14 protein-coding genes are annotated in these 18,037 nt (G+C 61.1%); 10 read left to right on the top strand and 4 right to left on the bottom strand.

The window, feature by feature from the left end; translation table 11 throughout:
• Positions 1–247 precede the first annotated feature (247 nt).
• The 3 genes from ACZ25R_RS01875 to ACZ25R_RS01885 are packed head-to-tail and all read right to left on the bottom strand — an operon-like array spanning position 248 to position 3,995.
• On the bottom strand, positions 248–2,542 hold the full coding sequence (locus tag ACZ25R_RS01875; protein ID WP_472459846.1) for a xanthine dehydrogenase family protein molybdopterin-binding subunit: 2,295 nt from the start codon (positions 2,540–2,542) through the stop codon (positions 248–250).
• Positions 2,539–3,522 (bottom strand): FAD binding domain-containing protein, encoded by a 984-nt coding sequence (locus ACZ25R_RS01880; protein ID WP_472459847.1) that lies wholly within the window; start codon positions 3,520–3,522, stop codon positions 2,539–2,541. The genes ACZ25R_RS01875 and ACZ25R_RS01880 overlap by 4 nt, the downstream gene beginning before the upstream one ends.
• Positions 3,519–3,995 (bottom strand): (2Fe-2S)-binding protein, encoded by a 477-nt coding sequence (locus ACZ25R_RS01885; RefSeq protein WP_346305374.1) that lies wholly within the window; start codon positions 3,993–3,995, stop codon positions 3,519–3,521. Before ACZ25R_RS01885 ends, ACZ25R_RS01880 begins: the two co-directional genes overlap by 4 nt.
• Positions 3,996–4,207: 212 nt before the next feature.
• Between ACZ25R_RS01885 and ACZ25R_RS01890 the strand changes: the two genes are divergently transcribed.
• The 5 genes from ACZ25R_RS01890 (at position 4,208) to ACZ25R_RS01910 (ending at position 9,290) form a co-directional block, all read left to right on the top strand.
• On the top strand, positions 4,208–4,840 hold the full coding sequence (locus ACZ25R_RS01890) for a TetR/AcrR family transcriptional regulator (protein WP_472460136.1): 633 nt from the start codon (positions 4,208–4,210) through the stop codon (positions 4,838–4,840).
• A gap of 261 nt (positions 4,841–5,101) precedes the next feature.
• On the top strand, positions 5,102–6,508 hold the full coding sequence (locus tag ACZ25R_RS01895) for an efflux transporter outer membrane subunit (RefSeq protein WP_472459848.1): 1,407 nt from the start codon (positions 5,102–5,104) through the stop codon (positions 6,506–6,508).
• Positions 6,509–6,512: 4 nt separating this feature from the next.
• Positions 6,513–7,646: an ABC transporter permease gene (locus ACZ25R_RS01900; protein ID WP_472459849.1), complete on the top strand. Its 1,134-nt coding sequence runs from the start codon at positions 6,513–6,515 to the stop codon at positions 7,644–7,646.
• Between the two features lie 5 nt (positions 7,647–7,651).
• Positions 7,652–8,383, top strand: a complete 732-nt coding sequence (locus ACZ25R_RS01905) for an ABC transporter ATP-binding protein (RefSeq protein WP_472459850.1) — start codon at positions 7,652–7,654, stop codon at positions 8,381–8,383.
• Positions 8,370–9,290, top strand: a complete 921-nt coding sequence (locus ACZ25R_RS01910) for an HlyD family secretion protein (RefSeq protein WP_288194353.1) — start codon at positions 8,370–8,372, stop codon at positions 9,288–9,290. Before ACZ25R_RS01905 ends, ACZ25R_RS01910 begins: the two co-directional genes overlap by 14 nt.
• 50 nt (positions 9,291–9,340) lie before the next feature.
• On the opposite strand, the gene ACZ25R_RS01915 is transcribed toward ACZ25R_RS01910, so the two are convergent.
• The gene (locus ACZ25R_RS01915; RefSeq protein ID WP_403182507.1) at positions 9,341–10,204 is read right to left on the bottom strand and encodes an AraC family transcriptional regulator; all 864 of its coding nucleotides are present in this window, start codon (positions 10,202–10,204) and stop codon (positions 9,341–9,343) included.
• 245 nt (positions 10,205–10,449) lie between these two features.
• Here ACZ25R_RS01915 and melA point away from each other — a divergent pair, with 245 nt between their 5' ends.
• From melA to ACZ25R_RS01940, 5 genes are all read left to right on the top strand, one after another.
• The gene (gene melA / locus ACZ25R_RS01920; protein WP_472459851.1) at positions 10,450–11,922 is read left to right on the top strand and encodes an alpha-galactosidase; all 1,473 of its coding nucleotides are present in this window, start codon (positions 10,450–10,452) and stop codon (positions 11,920–11,922) included.
• Positions 11,923–11,999: 77 nt separating this feature from the next.
• Positions 12,000–14,075, top strand: a complete 2,076-nt coding sequence (locus ACZ25R_RS01925; RefSeq protein WP_472459852.1) for an ABC transporter substrate-binding protein — start codon at positions 12,000–12,002, stop codon at positions 14,073–14,075.
• A 126-nt stretch (positions 14,076–14,201) separates the two neighbouring features.
• Entirely contained in the window at positions 14,202–15,212 is a 1,011-nt protein-coding gene (locus ACZ25R_RS01930; protein WP_472459853.1) for an ABC transporter permease, read from the top strand.
• Complete coding sequence (locus tag ACZ25R_RS01935) at positions 15,212–16,339, top strand: ABC transporter permease (RefSeq protein WP_472459854.1); 1,128 nt, start codon at positions 15,212–15,214, stop codon at positions 16,337–16,339. Before ACZ25R_RS01930 ends, ACZ25R_RS01935 begins: the two co-directional genes overlap by 1 nt.
• A gap of 35 nt (positions 16,340–16,374) precedes the next feature.
• Positions 16,375–18,021, top strand: coding sequence for an ABC transporter ATP-binding protein (locus ACZ25R_RS01940; protein WP_472459855.1), 1,647 nt, complete (start codon positions 16,375–16,377; stop codon positions 18,019–18,021).
• Positions 18,022–18,037: the final 16 nt, after the last annotated feature.

Below are 18,037 nucleotides of genomic sequence, written 5' to 3' on the forward strand. Positions count from 1 at the left end.
TGAACAGGTTTCCTCTCACCAACAATCGATCATACAGGTCTACCGGCGTGGCGACGCCGTGGCAGATGCTTTCCAGCCATGCCATTACGCCGCCGCCGCTGCAAGGTAGAGAAGATCGGTTTCGAGAGGAGGTATTGTTTTGCCAATGACCGGCCATCTGCGCAGGAATATGCTCAAACGAGCGTGTTTCGCGCCATGCATGCGCGAAACACGTATTGTCAGATGGCTTCCTGTCTGCGGGCGGGCCTTACAGGAGCTTATCGAGAGTGATCGGCAGCTCCCGGATGCGTTTTCCCGTGGCATGAAAAACCGCGTTCGCTATGGCCGGGGCCACGCCAACGATCGGCAATTCTCCCACCGCCTTGCCGCCGAGCACGGAAGCGTGATGATCGGGGATGCCCACGGAGATCACCTGCAGATCCGGGATATCCGCATTGGTCGCCACGAGATAATCGCCGAGATTGTTGTTGATCACGCGGGCGTAGCGCGGATCGACGACGCCCTCCTCCAGCAGTGCCTGGCCGATGCCCATGATGATGCCGCCCCGCCATTGGCTTTCCGCCAGCTTGGGATTGTACAGGCGGCCCGAATCAAGCGCCGAGACCATGCGCGAGACACGCACGGTGCCGAAATCCGCATCAACCCGTACCTCGACAAAATGCGCGCACCAGCTGTGCAGGGAGTAGCCGCCTTCCGTCGGCGGCTTCATCGCCATCATGGTGGTGAAGTTGTTGTAGCGGTCCTGCGTGTTCTTCTTGTCCTCCGGCAGGGTATCGCGCAACGCCTCGACCTTTTCCTGCCCGATGACACGCATGAAATCGGCGATGGAAATATTGGGCTTTTCATTCCGCGGCGTCGAAATCACGCCATCGGCAATGGTCAGGGTATTGGTCTGCTGATCGAGAAAAGGCGAACTTGGATGATTGAGCGCAAGACCGATCAGCTCATCGCGTGCCGCGTGGGCTGCCTTGTGGACAGCGCCCGTCATCAGGTTGGCGAGTTGCGAGCCGCCGGCAACCGGTGCCCGGGGCAAGGCGGAGTCTCCAAGTTTCACGCGAACCCGGTCAACCGGAATGCCCAGAACCTCAGCGGCGGTCTGGGCAAGAATCGTATAGGTTCCCTGCCCCATATCGATGCTGCTGCTCGCGACCTCCGCCGTGCCGTCGGCGAGAATGCGGACCAGCGCTTCACCGGGTGTGCGCCGCACCGGATAGGTCCCTGCCGCGACACCCCAGCCGATCAGCTGGTTGCCTTCGCGCATCGAACGCGGCGCCGGCGAGCGCTTTGACCAGCCGAAGGCTTCCGCACCTGCGGCGAAGGCCTCCCGCAGCCGGCGGGTCGACCAGGGAATTTTCGCCTCCGGATCTTCCTCGGCATAGTTCAGCAGGCGGATCTGCAGGGGATCGATGCCCACTTCATAGGCAAGCTCATCGATCGCCGATTCAATGCCGAACGCGCTGGGATTTTCTCCCGGCGCCCGCAGGGCACCCGGGGTGACCGTGTTGAGCGGAATGACATTCTGCCGCGAGCTGAAATTGGGCACCGCATACATGATCGCGGTGACAGAACCGAGCGGCTCGACCGCAACGCCGAGCATCGATGTCTCGTTGACGCCGCGCTGCACGATGGAAAGGAGTTTGCCCTCCCTGGTTGCCCCGAGGGCCAATGTCTGACGGGTGGCGGGACGGCCGCCATAGGCGGTGAAGGTTTGCGGACGCGTGACCACAAGCTTCACCGGTTTGCCAAGCATCCGCGCAGCGATCGCGGCAACGGCGCCATGTGGCAGCGACAGCGCTTTCGAGCCGAAGCCGCCGCCGATATAGGGCGAGATCATGCGGACATTCTCGAACGGTATGTCGAACCATTCGGCGTAAGAACGGGCCATGCCGTCGATCCATTGGCTTGGCTCCCATAGCGTGAGGCTGTCTGCCTCCCACTGCGCGATAATGCCGTGCGGTTCGATGGCAACATTGTATTCACGCGGCGTCCGGTATTCCTGTTCGATCCGCACCGGAGCCTCGGCCAGTGCCTTCTCGGCATCGCCCCGCGACATCGTCATGCGCTCGATCGGCACCCCGTCCCCGGCCTTGGGGTCGTCGAGGCCGTAAACATGCTCCCTTTCCTCATAGGTGACCCTGATGAGGGCTGCGGCGGCCGTGGCCTGCTCCAGGGTTTCAGCCACAACGGCAGCGATGTGCTGGCCATTGAAGCTCACAATCTTCGGCAGCGCCAGAAACGGACCTTCCGGGCCGGGCGTACCGGCCCATGTCGTCGCTGATTTCAGCGGCATGATATTGTCGGGCGTCAACACCAGGAGCACGCCCGGCGATGCTTCAGCAGCCTTGGCATCGACGGATGTTACGATACCGGCTGCAATCGTGCTCTGCACCGTTACGGCATAGACCAGCCCCTCGATCTGATGTTCGACCGCATAGGTCGCGCTGCCGGTGATTTTGGCGGGGCCATCGAGCCTTGACAGGCGTCCGCCGAGATTGCCGTCGGATGCATCGCCATGCTTGGCCTTTGGATTGATGAAAGTCATGCCAGACCTCCCAGTTGCAGGACAGCGCGCGTGATCACACGCGGGGCGAGATCGATCTTGTAGTGGTTCGCGCCATGATCAGCCGCGCCTTGCATGGACAGCAGACTGGCCTGACGGACCAGCTCCGGTTCCAGCACCTTGCCGATCAATGCCGCCTCCACCGCGCGGGCCCGCCACGGCTTCGTTGCTACGCCGCCAAGGGCTATGCGCACATCGCGAACCGTCCTTCCGTCGGCAGCCAGTTCCAGCCCGACAGCGGCGCTGGCGGCGGCGAACTCATAGGACTGCCGGTCGCGAACCTTGAGGTAGGTGGAGCGCCGTGCGGCGGCTGATAGCGGTATTGTCACGGAGGTGATGATTTCACCGCGCTCCATGGCGTGTTCGCGATCCGGATGATTGCCGGGCAGCAGGAAGAAGTCATCGATCGGTATCTCGCGGCTTCCCAGATGCACAACCGCATCAAAGGCAACCAGCGCGACAGCCAGGTCGCCCGGATAGGTGGCAATGCAGGCGTCGCTTGTTCCCAGAACCGCGTGATTGCGGGTCACGCCGCCAAGGGCAGTGCACCCGGAGCCGGGACTGCGCTTGTTGCAGGCGGGAAATACGGCCGCATCACGGAAATAGGGACAGCGCGTGCGCTGCAGCAGGTTGCCGCCAATGGTCGCCATGTTGCGGATTTGCGCGGAAGCTGCCAGCGCCAGCGATTGCGTGACGGCCGGAAAGGCGTCCTGCATCGCGGGATGATCGGCCACCGCACTCATGCGGGCAAGCGATCCGATCGATGCCCGGGTCCCGTCGACCTCTATGCGGTCAAGACCGGTGAGATGCGTGATATCGATGACGGTTTCCGGTTCGGCAACCCCGCATTTGGCAAGATCAAGCAATGTGGTGCCGCCGGCCAGGATCATGCTCCCGGCAAGCGCGGCGGCCGTGCGCGCCTCGTCCGCCGAACCTGCACGCAGATAGGTGAAATTCTTCATGATGCGGCCTCCGCAGCTTCACGGACAGCAGCCACGATATGGGAATAGGCCCCGCACCGGCAGAGGTTGCCCGACATATATTCACGAATCTCGTTGTCTGATCCCGCATGTCCTTCGCGAATGCAGGCAACCGCCGACATGATCTGTCCCGGCGTGCAATAACCGCACTGAAAGGCATCATGCTCGAGAAAGGCTGCCTGGACAGGATGCAATTCGCCATCTTCTGCCGCGATGCCTTCAATTGTGGTGATCGCGCGGCCCTCGGCCTGGGCGGCAAGTGTCAGGCAGGCGAGCACGCGTTTGCCATCGATATGAACGGTGCAGGCGCCGCACTGTCCCTGATCGCAGCCCTTCTTGGTTCCGGTCAGACCAATATGCTCGCGCAGGGCGTCCAGCAGCGTCACACGCGGCTCGACGGCAAGCGTCTGCTCCCTGCCATTGATGTTCAGCTTCAAGTCGATTGTTCCGGTCATTCTATTGCTCCTGCTGTAGCGGATGCAGATTCAGTCGGCGGCCCGGGATGCGGACACCTGCCGCCTGCCAGAAAGTTCAAAACCAGCCTATGCGTATAAGAGACATGACACCGGCACCGATTCTGCGATAAGAAGGCAAACGGACTCCACTTAAACGGAGGGGCCTCCGCTTATCTTAAGACCTTGTTGCTCGTGGTCAAGCCCCCATGAGCATGGAGCAGATTTTGGTTGCCAAGCCGCCAGAAAATTCCGAGCCAACCCCGTCGGCAGCCAAGGGCATGCGCGCCGATGCGCGACGCAACCGGGAAAAGCTGCTTGAAGTCGCGGCAGCGGTTTTCTCGGAACGTGGCATTGAAGGCTCCCTCGAAGACATCGCGCGGCGCGCCGGTGTTGGCATCGGTACACTCTACCGTCATTTCCCGACGCGCGAACATCTCGTCGAAGTGGTTTACCGCCGCGAAGTCGAGAGTCTCTGTGCGGCAGCGGGCGAATTGTCCCTGAGCCATGCGCCGGATGTGGCTCTCGAGGAGTGGATGCAGCGGTTTGTCGGCTATATCGCCGCGAAAAGAGGCATGGCAAACAGCCTGCGCATGCTGGTCAACACGAACTCCGAACTTTTTGCCGAGAGTTCCGGCATGGTCTCCGTCGCCCTGCGCAATCTCGTGGAAGCGGCCGCACATCAGAATCTCATCCGGCGGGACATCGACAGCACCGACCTGCTGCATGCCCTCTTCACCATCTATTCTATTCCCGATGCTCCCGACTGGCATGAGCGTTCCCGCCGTTTGGTGAAACTGCTGATGGATGGCCTGCGGTGGGGTGCCGGGGCGAAACACGCCCCCTGAAACGGCAGTTTTTCAAGCCTTAATCCGCGCCTCGACAACCGCTCCATCATGTTCCCGCAATCCTCGCATGCAACGATGCGCGGACAATTGGATGTGAGAAGCAATGCCTGCAGTTACAACACCGAGCGCGATTGGGAAAAACGTTCGTTCCCGCGGCTTCCACGACCATGGCTGTGCCCGAAATACCGGGTGCCCGGTCCAAGGTCGCGTGCGTGAGATTTGACATTGCCCCTTGCCCCATTGCTCTGTCGCCATGCGTGCGTGAAGACGATCTGCGTCCTTGCCGGTGCGGCGATGCTGACCGCTTGCCAGAATGATGCATCAGGCTTGGCTCTTTCGGCGCCAAGCCTGCCGGCGCGCTATGCGACCGCCGCGAAGATGCCTGCTGGCCGACAGCGCGACCTGCGCGACTGGTGGCAGACGTTCAGCGATCCGGTTCTGAGCGGGCTCGTCGTGCGTTCGCTTGGACAGAACCTCACCATCGTCCAGGCGAAACAGCAGCTTGTCGCCGCACGAACGATGGCGCGGACATCAAGAACGCTTTTCATGCCCACCGCCGATGTCTCGGGTACAGCCAATGCCGGAACGGGTTCGACCAAATCGCAGGAATTGCTGCGCCGTCCGGTTCAGCTCAACCTTGAAGTGGGCTGGGAGCTTGGCCTGTTTGGCTTGAACGAGAACACACAGCGGGCAGCCAAGGCATCCGCCGACATGGTCGCCGAGGACGTCGAAGCGGCACGCATCGCTGTTGCCGCCGAAATTGCCAGCGCTTACGTGCGCCTGCGCGCGCTGCAGGAGCGCGAGGCGATCGCCCGCGCCTCCGTTGCCCTGATCGAGCGCGACGGCAAGCTTGCCGCGGTCAAATACCGTTCCGGCCTCGCCGCCGCATCGGACGCCGAGGAATCCCGGATAAGCCTTGGCGATGCGAAGGCGGAGCAGGCCCGGTTCCAGATGCAGATCGACATCACCCTGCAGCAGATTGCCACCCTTCTCGGGACCACGCAGATCGACACCTCCCTGCAGCACACAAAACCTCAACCCGTCGCACGGCTCGACCCCGTCACAGGCCGTCCGGCGGACCTCCTGCGCGCCCGTCCGGATGTCCGGCGGGCCGAACTTGCAACCGTGCGTGCCGCCGCCGATATCGGCATCGCCCAGGCCGACCTCTACCCAAAACTCCGCCTGAGCGGCATTGTCGGTGTTGGCGGTCCGTCCAACGGTTCGCCGTTCGGCATCATGGGCGGACCGTCGGTTCAAATTCCGGTTTTCGATCAGGGACGGCGGCGCGACGTCGTTGCGGCACGGCAGGCTCAGTTCGACGAAGCTGTTGCGGCCTACCGGCAGAGTGTTCTCGTTGCCTATGAGGAAGCATCATCCGCGCTGCGGGCATGGTCGGCCGTTCATGCCACGACCCGGCAACTGAACGCGAATCTGGCGTCCGCGCAAAAAATGCGCTCCGCAACCACGGTCCTCGAACGCGAAGGCCTGAGCGACGGATCCAAGTCGATTGGCTCGGCGATGCGCGTCCTGGCGCAGCGCAAGCAACTGGCCGAGGCGCAGGAAGCCGAAGCGCTTGCCCTGATCACATTCTACAAGGCCATCGGCGGCGCTTCGCCCCTGACGACCAGCACGCAAGACGCCGCCCCCACCCGGCAACGGAAGGGGTAACCGGATGTCCGTTTCGATAGCACGCAAGACATTGGTCCATGAATGGCGGCGGTTTCTTCCGGCGATTGTCGCGGTGGGTTTTTCCGGCGTTCTCATGATCGTCCAGGGCGCCCTGCTTTTCGGCATCATCGGGTCCAATGCGCTTTACGTCACACAGTCCAGCGCGCAATACTGGGTGGGTTTTCCCGGCACGCAAAGCGTGGATCTCGGGCGGCCGATCAGCGCCGGCATCGCAACCAGCCTGTACATGGAACCGAACATTTCCCATGTGGAACGCTTCCTGCTCGGCTCCGGCGACTGGCGCGGCGCACGCGGCGGCGGCACCAGCATCAATATTGTCGGCATTGACGCGCGCCCTCGCAGCATCGGCCTCTCCACGGTTGTTCCGCCGGCGATGCGCAACCTGCTGCAGCAACCCGGAACAGCGCTGGTGGATGCCACCGACAGGCACAAGCTGGCCGTCGATGTCGGCGATACCGCCGAGGTCAATGGCCGCCGCATTCACATTGTCGGTTTGATCGAGGGCCTGCGAGGGCTGGGCGGCGTGAACGTCGTCACGTCGATAGAAACTGCCCGGACTCTGGACAATGCGCTTGGGGCAACGGACGACGTGACCTATTTCCTTTACACCGTGACAAAGTTCGGCCCAGCGGAAGCCATTCGCGAGCGTTTGAACAATCCAGCGGGAATCCCGCGCTTTCACGTGTGGTCCGCCCCGGAACTGGCGGGAATGTCGATACGGTACTGGCTTCTCGAATCCGGTGCCGGTATCGCCTTCATCTTCGCAACCATCATCGCTATGCTCGTCGGCGCTCTCGTCACCAGCCAGACACTGATGGCCGCCGTGGCCGGATCCATTCCGCAATATGCAACGTTGCGGGCCCTTGGCGTATCATTCAAGGGACTGCGGGCCATCGTCATCGAACAGGCCGCCTGGGTCGGGGTTCTCGGCTTGCTTGTCGGCGCCGTCTTCAGCACCGCCGCCGCTCTTATAGCCCGCATCTACAGCGTGCCCTTTGAACTGCGGACCAGCATCGTTCTGGCAGCATCCACCGTTGTGCTCACCGTGGCGTTCGCTGCCGGCCTTTTCGCCCTGCGGCGTCTGCAGTACGCCGATCCAGCAACATTGCTCCGGTGACCGCCATGCAGCCAACGATTTCCGCGACCGGCATCAGCAAGGCATTTGTCGTCAAGCAAATCCGCACGATTGCATTGCAGGACGTATCCATCGATATCTTCCAGGGCGAACTGACCCTGATCATCGGGCCGTCCGGATGCGGCAAGAGCACGTTGCTGGCGACGTTGAGCGGTCTGACCATTCCCGATTCAGGCGCGATCAGAACGCTTGGAACCGATCTTGTGGCGGCAAGCGATGCCGAGCGCGATTCCTTTCGCCTGCATCATTGCGGTTTCGTCTTCCAGGGCTTCAACCTGTTCCCGGCCCTGACCGCTGTCGAACAGGTGCAGGTGCCGTTGGACTATCTCGGCGTTGCCGCTGAAGAGACGGCGGAGCGGGCGGAACGGGCGCTGGAACAGGTTGGTCTCGCTGCCCGGCGCCACCTGCACCCCGCCGAACTGTCCGGCGGCGAAAAGCAGCGGGTGGCCATCGCCCGCGCCATTGTGAAAAACCCCGCCATCCTCTTTGCCGATGAGCCGACCAGCGCGCTCGACAGCGTCAACGGCCAGATCGTCATCGAAATTCTTCACACGATTGCAAGACGAACCCGGGCCACGGTTCTGTGCGTGTCGCATGACCCGCGTCTTATTGCCCATGCGGACCGTGTCCTGCAGATGGAAGATGGCCGCATTCTTCGTGACTGGCGTCCCGCCGCCGGTGCAAAAGCGTCAGGAAATACCAGTCATGACTATGTTTAGCCGCACCTCTCTGCAGTATGCGATCGTTCTGGCAGCGCTGGGCGGTGCCGGTCTCGCGCTCTGGGCCATGTCGAGTGCGACGGAGGCCAATCAGGCGGAAATTGCCCAGGCCAGGCCAGGCATTATTGCGGCGGCGCGCGGTGTCGTGGATGTCGAGGGCGGCCTGCTGCGGCTCTCCACCCAGCGCGACGGGGTGATTCAGGATGTGCCGGTGAAGGAAGGACAGCGGGTCAAAGCCGGCGATATCCTGGCCGCGCTCGACAATCGCCGCGAACTGATCGCTGTTCGCACCGCCGAAGCTGAAGCGCGCCAGACCAAGGGCCAGCTGGACGCATTGCAGACAAAGCTGGGTGCCCAGACCCGTCAGGCCGCACGGCTTCGCCGGGCAGCAGCAGGAAACGCCGTTTCGGCCCAGGCGCTCGATGAAGCCGAGGCGCAGTTGTCGGCAACCAAAGCCGAAGTGGTCATCGCCGAAGCCGCCCTGGCGGCTGCGGAAAGCCGTGCGGACAACAGCCGTCTCGAAGTCGAGATGCGGCTTGTCCGCGCCCCCATCGCAGCACGCATCATCCGCCAGTCCGCCCGCGTTGGCGAAGTCGTATCGACGCAGGCCGTTACCCAACTTTTCACGCTTCTGCCGGAGGCGCCGCGCATCGTCCGTGCCGAAATTCAGGAGCAGTTTGTCAAACTGGTCAAACCGGGCATGGATGTCGACATCATCGCGGAAAACGATGACACCGTCTCCATCCAGGGACGCGTCATCAGCATCCAGCATGTGCTCGAACAGCCCAAATCGCGGGATGCGCCCGGTGATCGCGTCGACATCCGCACGGCTGAGTGCATCATCAGTATTCAGCCCAAGTCACCATTCCTCATCGGGCAGCGCGTGATTGTCCGTTTCAAAACCTGACCGGATGATCGCAGCAGGGGGCGGCTTCGGTTCGCCGCCCGTCTGTCCCATCAGCTTTCACCCGATCCCGATGCGCGTGTTGAAAGACTGGCATACATGCCCGTGGTGCGGAATTCCGTTGGACTGGCGCCGTAGATGCGGCGGAACACCTTTGAAAAGTAATTGGCATCGTCGAAACCGGTCATGATCGCCACTTCCTTGACCGGAAGGAATGCGGCGTTGGTCAGAAGCTTTGTCGCCCGCTGCATCCGCTTCTGCAGCACGAACTCCGCAGGGGGCAGCCCCTCGCACTCGGCAAAGACCCGGGAGAAATGCGCCCGGCTCAACCCGGATACCCGTGCCAGTTCGTCAACGGGGAGCGGTTTGTCCAGATTGGCGCTGATGTGATCGATGACGGGCTGCATGACGGTCTTCTCGTGCTGATCGACGGGGTGTGAGCCGAACACGCCGTCATAGAGCGCCATGGCGGCCTCGTAGGCGATGGCCGAGGCACGGCCGGCGGTCTCCGCATCCGCGATCAGGCGCAGGCTGCAATCGGCCAGATGCTCTATCGTCTCGCCCGGCAAGCGCAAAACCGGCCCCTGGGCGGCGAGCACCGAGCGGTGAATGCGCAGCGCTTCCTCGCCATTCATGGAAATCCAGAAATACTCCCAGTGATCGCCTTTCTCGAGCCAGTAGCGATGGTTATGCGGCACGAGGACCAGCAGAGTTTCACCCTCGCGCACCTTGTAGTTGCGATTCTCGTAGCGGAGCATGCCCGTTCCGCTGATCGTGTGCTGCAGGACGGTGAAGGGGGTCTGGCCGCGTTTTCGGCCGTCCCAATCATAGATTTCATCGCGCCGCACCTCATAACCTGTGCTGGTGGGCATGGTGTGCAGCGTATGGCGGCCCCGCGGCAGGGAAACCGTCTTCATGGTGTGCCCGGTATCGATCAGTTTCTGCAGCACAAAATTACCCTCAAAAGCATAATCCCTCTCTATTCGCTCCCACGAATATACGCATAATGCCAATCAAGAACAGCGGATGAACTGCGGGTAAGGAATAGAACAAGGGGAAAGACAGGAAAATCCTGGTCTTTGCAAAGCCCGGTGTTTTTCCACCGGAGCTACCCTGCCCTGTTGCTTCCACCCGCATTGATGATGGGCAAGGTGAGGTCAGCATGAGCAGTTTCAAAATTGCCATTATCGGCGCGGGCAGCGTGGGTTTCACAAAGAAACTGTTTACGGACATTCTGTGCGTACCGGAATTCAGGGACATCGAATTTGCCCTGACCGACATCAGCGAACACAACCTTGGAATGATCAGGTCCATTCTCGACCGCATTGTCGAGGCCAACCATCTGCCAACCCGGGTAACCGCCACGACCGACCGGCGCAAGGCCATCGAAGGTGCCCGCTACATCATCAGCTGCGTGCGGGTCGGCGGGCTCGAAGCCTATGCCGACGACATCCGCATTCCCCTGAAATATGGCATCGATCAATGCGTCGGCGATACGATCTGCGCCGGCGGCATCCTCTACGGACAGCGCAACATCCCCGTCATTCTCGACTTCTGCAAGGACATCCGCGAGGTTGCAGAACCCGGCGCAAAATTCCTCAACTACGCCAATCCGATGGCGATGAACACATGGGCGGCCATTGAATATGGCAAGGTCGACACGGTCGGCCTGTGCCACGGGGTTCAGCATGGGGCGGAGCAGATCGCGGAAGTTCTGGGTGCCCGGTCCAAGGGCGAGCTCGACTATATCTGCTCGGGCATCAATCATCAGACCTGGTTTGTCGATATCCGCCTGCGCGGACGCAGGATCGGCAAGGAGGAACTCATTGCCGCATTCGAGGCGCATCCCGTCTTTTCCCAGCAGGAAAAGCTGCGCATCGATGTGCTGAAGCGCTTCGGCGTCTATTCCACCGAAAGCAACGGCCATCTCTCGGAATATCTGCCGTGGTACCGCAAGCGTCCCGATGAAATCGCCAGATGGATCGACATGTCCAACTGGATCCATGGCGAGACCGGCGGCTATCTCCGGCATTCGACCGAAACCAGAAACTGGTTCGAGACCGAATTTCCGCAATTTCTCGAAGCGGCCGCCAAGCCGATCGATCCGGCACGCCGTTCCAACGAACATGCGAGCCATATTCTGGAAGCGCTAGAAACCGGACGGGTCTACCGCGGCCATTTCAACACCCGCAACACCGGGATCATCACCAACCTTCCCGCCGATGCAATCATTGAATCGCCCGGCTTCGTCGACCGGTTCGGCATCAACATGATCTCCGGCATCACATTGCCGGAAGCCTGTGCCGCAACCTGCGTGGCATCGATCAATGTGCAGCGCATGGCCGTCCACGCCGCCATCAGCGGCGACATCGATCTTCTGAAGCTTGCCGTCCTGCACGATCCGCTGGTTGGCGCCGTGTGCACGCCGGAAGAAGTCTGGCAGATGGTCGATGAGATGATCGTCGCGCAAGCACCCTGGCTGCCGCAATATGCCCATGCGATTGATGCGGCAAAGGAACGCCTGCGCCACAAGACCGTGGCAACGCGTGAATGGAAAGGGTCTGCCAGCCGTTCCGTGCGCTCGATCGAAGAATTGCGGGCAGAGAAAGCATTGATGACGCAGGCCGTGAATTAGCTTTCCAGCGGCTTTTCCCGGCTTGGAGGAGACGGGAATGGCCATACCGGCTGGATCACAATCGAGAGGGAGAGACGATGAGCCATCTGCGCTATTGGAGTACACTCGCCTTGGGTGTTTCGATGCTGGCCGTTCCGGCGGCGGCATCGGAGCCGACAGTTCCGCCTGAACCGCCATCCTTCAAAGCGCAAGCCAAAATCACCTATGTCCCGCGCGATGCGATCCTCGAATTCAAGACCCTGCCCGCCTATCATGAACCGGATTGGATGACCGAGAAATTCGTCAAGACCGGCAAGCTTCCGCCGGTTCAGGACCGGCTGCCCAAGCAGCCGCTTGTCTACCGGACGGCCAATATGCCCGATGGCATCGGTGTCTACGGCGATACCTTGCGGCACGTCATCGGCGGCCGGCCGGAGGGCTGGAACTACAGCGGCGGCCAGTCGCAGGGTTATGGAGGCATCGACATCGGCCTGTCCGAATGCCTGACACGAACGGCACCACTGTTCCAGGTCGAAGCGAGCGACGTCGAACCGCTGCCCAACCTCGCCAAGGGGTGGGACTGGTCACCGGATGGCCACACGCTGACCATGCATCTGATCGAAGGCGCAAAATGGTCCGATGGTGCGCCATTCGATGCCGATGACGTCATGTTCTATTGGGAAGACAATGTCCTCGATCCCAATGTTTCACCGCTGAATGGCGCAACACAGGAAACCTTCGGCGTTGGCACAACGCTGAAGAAAGTTGATGCCTACACGGTCCAGTGGACTTTCAAGGATGCGTTCCCGCGCCAGTATCTCTATGCCATGGCCTATGGCACGTTCTGCCCTGGCCCGGCGCATATCCTGAAGACGAAACATCCCAAATATGCCGGGACAACCTACGATCAGTACAAGAATGCTTTCCCGCCCGAATATATGAACATGCCGGTCATGGGTGCCTGGGTACCGGTCGAATACCGCCCCGACGACATCATCGTGATGCGCCGCAACCCCTACTACTGGAAAGTCGACGAAGCCGGCAACCAGCTGCCCTATGTCAACGAGATGCACTACAAGCTTTCGACATGGGCCGACCGCGACGTGCAGACCGTGGCAGGGGCCGCCGACTTCTCCAATCTCGAACAGCCGGAAAACTTCGTGGAGTCGCTGAAACGCGCCGCGCAGGACAATGCACCCGCCCGGCTTGCCTTCGGGCCCCGCCTGATCGGCTATAATCTCGACATGAACTTTTCCGCCAATGGCTGGGGCGCACCCGATGCACGCGGTCAGGCCGTGCGCGAACTCAATCGCAACGAGCATTTCCGCAAAGCCGTGACCATGGCTATCGATCGCAAGAAGCTCGGCGAAGCGCTTGTCAAAGGACCGTTCACGGCGATCTATCCCGGCGGGCTGTCGTCGGCAACGAGCTTCTACGACCGGCAGTCCACGGTCTATTACCCCTTCGATCTGGAGGGGGCGAAGGCTGAACTGGCCAAGGCCGGCCTGAAGGACACCGACGGCAATGGTATCGTCAATTTCCCGCCGGACAAGGCTGGCGGGAAGGACGTCGAGATCACCCTTCTCGTGAACAATGCCTACAGCACCGACAAGAACCTTGCCGAGGGTGTCATCGCGCAGCTGGAAAAACTCGGACTGCGTGTCATTCTCAACGCCCTTGACGGCAACCAGCGGGACGCAGCCAACTACGGCGGGCGCTTTGACTGGATGATCCTGCGCAACAGGTCGGAACTCGCCTCCGTCGTGCAGAACACGGAACAGTTGGCGCCTGTCGGGCCACGCACAAGCTGGTACCACCGTGCCCCGGAAAACGGTGCGGTCGACCTGATGCCCTACGAGGAAGAGCTGGTGAAAATCGTCAACGCATTCATCGCGAGCCAGGACAATGCCGAGCGGGCAGAACTGATGAAACGCTATCAGAAGGTTTACACCGCCAACGTCAACACGGTCGGGCTGACTGAATTTGCCGGTGCACTGGTCATCAACAAGCGTTTCTCCAACATCCCGTCCGGGGCGCCGATTTTCATGTTCAACTGGGCTGAAGACGCCGTCATCCGCGAGCGCATCTTCGTCAAGGCGGACAAGCAGGGCGACTATGAACTGTTCCCGCAGCAATTGCCGGGAAAACCCGGCGGACCCGGACCGATGAACTGAGCCTCCCAGGGCCTCTGATCCGGCCGGTCGCACCGCGTTGCGACCGGCTGGATGGACTGAAAAATCCAACGGCATGAATGTGTTCACGCCAGTTTTGAAACCAACACAAGAAAAGCGAACCGGCCCATGCTACGATTCCTGCTTGTGCGTATCGCATCCGCCATTCCGGTGCTGTTTGTGCTGAGCGTGGTGACCTTTGCCATCATTCAGGCACCGCCCGGCGATTACTCCGACTACATTCGCTCACAGCTGATGAACCAGGGCGGCGCATCCTTCGAGGCAGCCGATGCACAGGCGCAGGCGTACCGGGTTGCCAATGGCCTCGACAAGCCACTTCCCGTGCAATACGTCAACTGGATCGTCGGCATGGTGACCCGCGGGGATTTCGGTCACAGCATGTTCTACAACAAGCCGGTTGCCGATGTGGTTGGCGAGCGGTTGCCGCGCACGCTTCTCCTCGCCCTCACCTGCCATATCCTCGCGTCGATCATCGGGATCAGCTTCGGGATACTGGCCGCTACGCGGCAATATTCATGGGTGGACAGCCTGCTCTCCGGCATATCGTTCCTGGGCATGACCGTGCCGCGCTTCCTGATGGCGCTGATCATTGTCTACATCATGGTGTTTCACTTCAACGTCTCGGAGATCGGCAGCTTTTATTCCCCGCGCTATGGCGGCGCGCAGTGGTCGTGGGGCAAGTTCGTCGATCTGGTCCAGCATGTCTGGCCGGTCGTTGCCATCGCCACCTTTGGCGGGCTTGCCTACAATATGCGCGTGATGCGCGGCAATCTGCTCGACACGCTCAATGCCCAGTATGTCGAGACGGCACGGGCCAAGGGTTTGAGCGAGGGCGCTGTCATCATGCGCCATGCGGTGCCGAATGCGCTGCATCCCCTCATCATGTATCAGGGCGTCGTCCTGCCCTACATGCTGACCGGCGAGATAGAAACCGCCATCATCTTCGCGCTGCCGACGGTCGGGCCCGCCATCGTCGGGTCCATGTGGATCGGAGACGTCTATGTCACGGCGACCTTCATGCTGGTGCTATCGGCAACATTGATTGTCGGCAACATCATTGCAGACGTTCTGCTGGCGCTGATGGACCCGCGCGTTCGCCAGTATGGGGAGGCGCGGTGATGCAAATCCAGATAAGACCACCCGTCGCCGCCGTGGAAATCCGCAAAACCAACCGCGGCAATGAAAGCTATTCGGCTCTCGTGTGGCGGCGCCTCAAACGCTCCTGGACCGGCATGACCGGACTTGTCCTCGTCTGCCTGCTGCTTGTTATGGCCGCCTTCGCCGGTTTCTTTGCCCCTGTCGATCCTTCCCAGACGGAGATCGGCTTCGCACCGCCGGAAGCCGTGCGCTTCTTCGACAAGGACGGGCATTTCAATCTGCGCCCGCGCACCTATCCGGTCGCCGAGACCGAGGAACTCGATCCGGTGACATTCCAGCCGGTGGTCGGGCTGGACTATGGCAATCCCCGCCTGCTGGGGTTCTTCGTCAAGGGCTTTGAATACAAGCTGCTTGGCATCATTCCGGCGGACCGGCATTTCTTCGGCACCCTTGACGGCAAGCCCGTGCATTTCCTTGGAACCGACAAGTTCGGCCGTGATGTTCTCTCCAGAGCCATTTACGGCTCCCGCGTCTCGCTGATGATTGCGTTGATTGTCGTCTCCATCGTGACGGTTGTCGGCACGACCGTCGGGCTGGTCTCCGGCTATTTCGGCGGACGGTTCGATGCCTGGACACAGCGTTTCGTTGAACTGGTCCTGGCATTTCCGCAGCTTCCACTGTATCTCGCCCTCAGTTCGCTCATACCCGTCACGGCTCCGACGAGCATTTTTCTCGGTTTCGTCATCATCATCATGTCGGCGCTTGGCTGGGCGCAGATGTCGCGCGAAGTGCGCGGCAAGACACTGGCACTTGCGCGCATCGAATATGTGCGTGCGGCGTTGGCGGTGGGCGCTTCGGACCGGCGCATCATTTTCCAGCACATTTTTCCCAATGTCATGAGCCACGTGATCGTTGCCGTCACCATCGCGATCCCGCACATTGTCCTTCTGGAATCCTTTCTGGGCTTCCTGGGGTTTGCGGTGAAGCCTCCCCTGATTTCCTGGGGGCTGATGCTGCAGGACACCGCCACCTATTCCGTCATCGGGTCCTACCCGTGGATTCTCACCCCCGTCGCCTTCGTGCTTGTCACCGTCTTTGCCTTCAATGCCCTGGGCGATGGTTTGCGCGATGCTGTCGATCCCTATTGAGGCTGGAAACCATGCACACGCAGGAACCAAGCACCATGGCACCCGAACAGCGGCTGGACAGTTCAGCCCATCGGGACAATCCGATCATCGATGTCCGCAATGTCGCCGTCCGCTTCACGGTGGAAGAGGGAGTCGTGGAGGCCGTCAAGGATATCTCCTTCCAACTCTATCGCGGCGAGACGATTGCCATTGTCGGCGAATCCGGATCGGGGAAATCGGTGACCGCCCGCACCATCATGGGGCTCCTGACAAAGCGCGCCGTGGTGTCCCGGGAATCGAAGATTGCCTATGACGGCAAGGATATCCTCAAGTTCTCAAGCCGGGCCCGGCGCGCGCTGCGCGGCAATCGCATGTCCATGATCTTTCAGGAGCCCATGAGCTCGCTCAACCCGATCTATACGATCGGCAGCCAGATCGTCGAAGCCATCCGCGTGCACCAGCGCATCAGCCGGCGCGACGCCCGGCAACGCGCGCTGGACCTGTTGATACAGGTGCAAATTCCCGATCCGGAATCCCGGCTCAACCAATATCCGCACCAGCTCTCCGGCGGTCAGCGCCAGCGCGTGATGATTGCCATGGCGCTCGCCAACAATCCCGACGTGTTGATCGCCGACGAGCCGACCACCGCACTCGACGTGACGGTGCAGGCTCAGATCCTCAACCTCATCCGCGATCTGCAGAAGCGGCGCGGAATGGCGGTCATTCTCATCACCCATGACCTTACCGTCGTCCGGCAGTTTTCCGATTATGTCTATGTCATGCAGCATGGCGAGGTGAAGGAGCACAACACGACCGCAGCGCTCTTTGCCGCCCCCCGCCACCCCTATACATGCCATCTCCTCGGGTCCGAACCCAGAGGACAGGCCAATCCGATGCCGGCGGACTGCGAAGCCATTCTGGAGGGCAAGTCGGTGCGGGTGACCTACATGCTGAAACGCGGCGGCTTCTTCAAGCCGCAATTGCACGAGCTTGTGGCTGTCGACAGTCTCAGCCTGAAACTCCACAGACACGAGACGCTCGGTATCGTCGGTGAATCCGGCTCCGGCAAGACCACCTTCGGACAGGCGCTCGTCCGGCTGGTGCATACGGACAGCGGCGAGATTTACTTCGACCGGCAGCCGATCCACGACAAGTCGCGGGCTGAAATGCGGCCGCTGCGCTCGCGCATGCAGATCGTGTTCCAGGACCCGTTTTCCTCGCTCAACCCGCGCATGTCGATCGGGCAGATCATCGAGGAAGGACTGGTCATCAACGGGATCGGCGTCAACCGGGCCGACCGTCTCGACCGTGTCCAGCAAGCCCTGACGAGTGCCGGGATGCCGCACAATATCCTGTCCCGCTTCCCGCACGAGTTCTCCGGCGGCCAGCGCCAGCGCATCGCCATTGCACGCGCCATTGCGCTCGAACCGGAATTCATCCTTCTCGACGAACCGACGTCGGCACTCGACCTGTCTGTCCAGGCGCAGATCATCGATCTCTTGCGCAAGCTGCAGGATGAGCGCGGCCTCAGTTACCTCTTCATTTCCCACGACCTGAAAGTGGTTCGTGCGCTTTGCCATCGTGTCATGGTCATGCAGCACGGCAAGGTCGTCGAGGAAGGTCCCGTCAACGACGTTCTCTTTCATCCCAAGACCGCCTACACTGAACGGCTTGTCAAAGCCGCCTTCGAGGTAGCCGCATAATCCTCCCGGAGATTGC

The sequence above is a fragment of the Phyllobacterium sp. RCAM01083 genome (genome assembly GCF_055685835.1).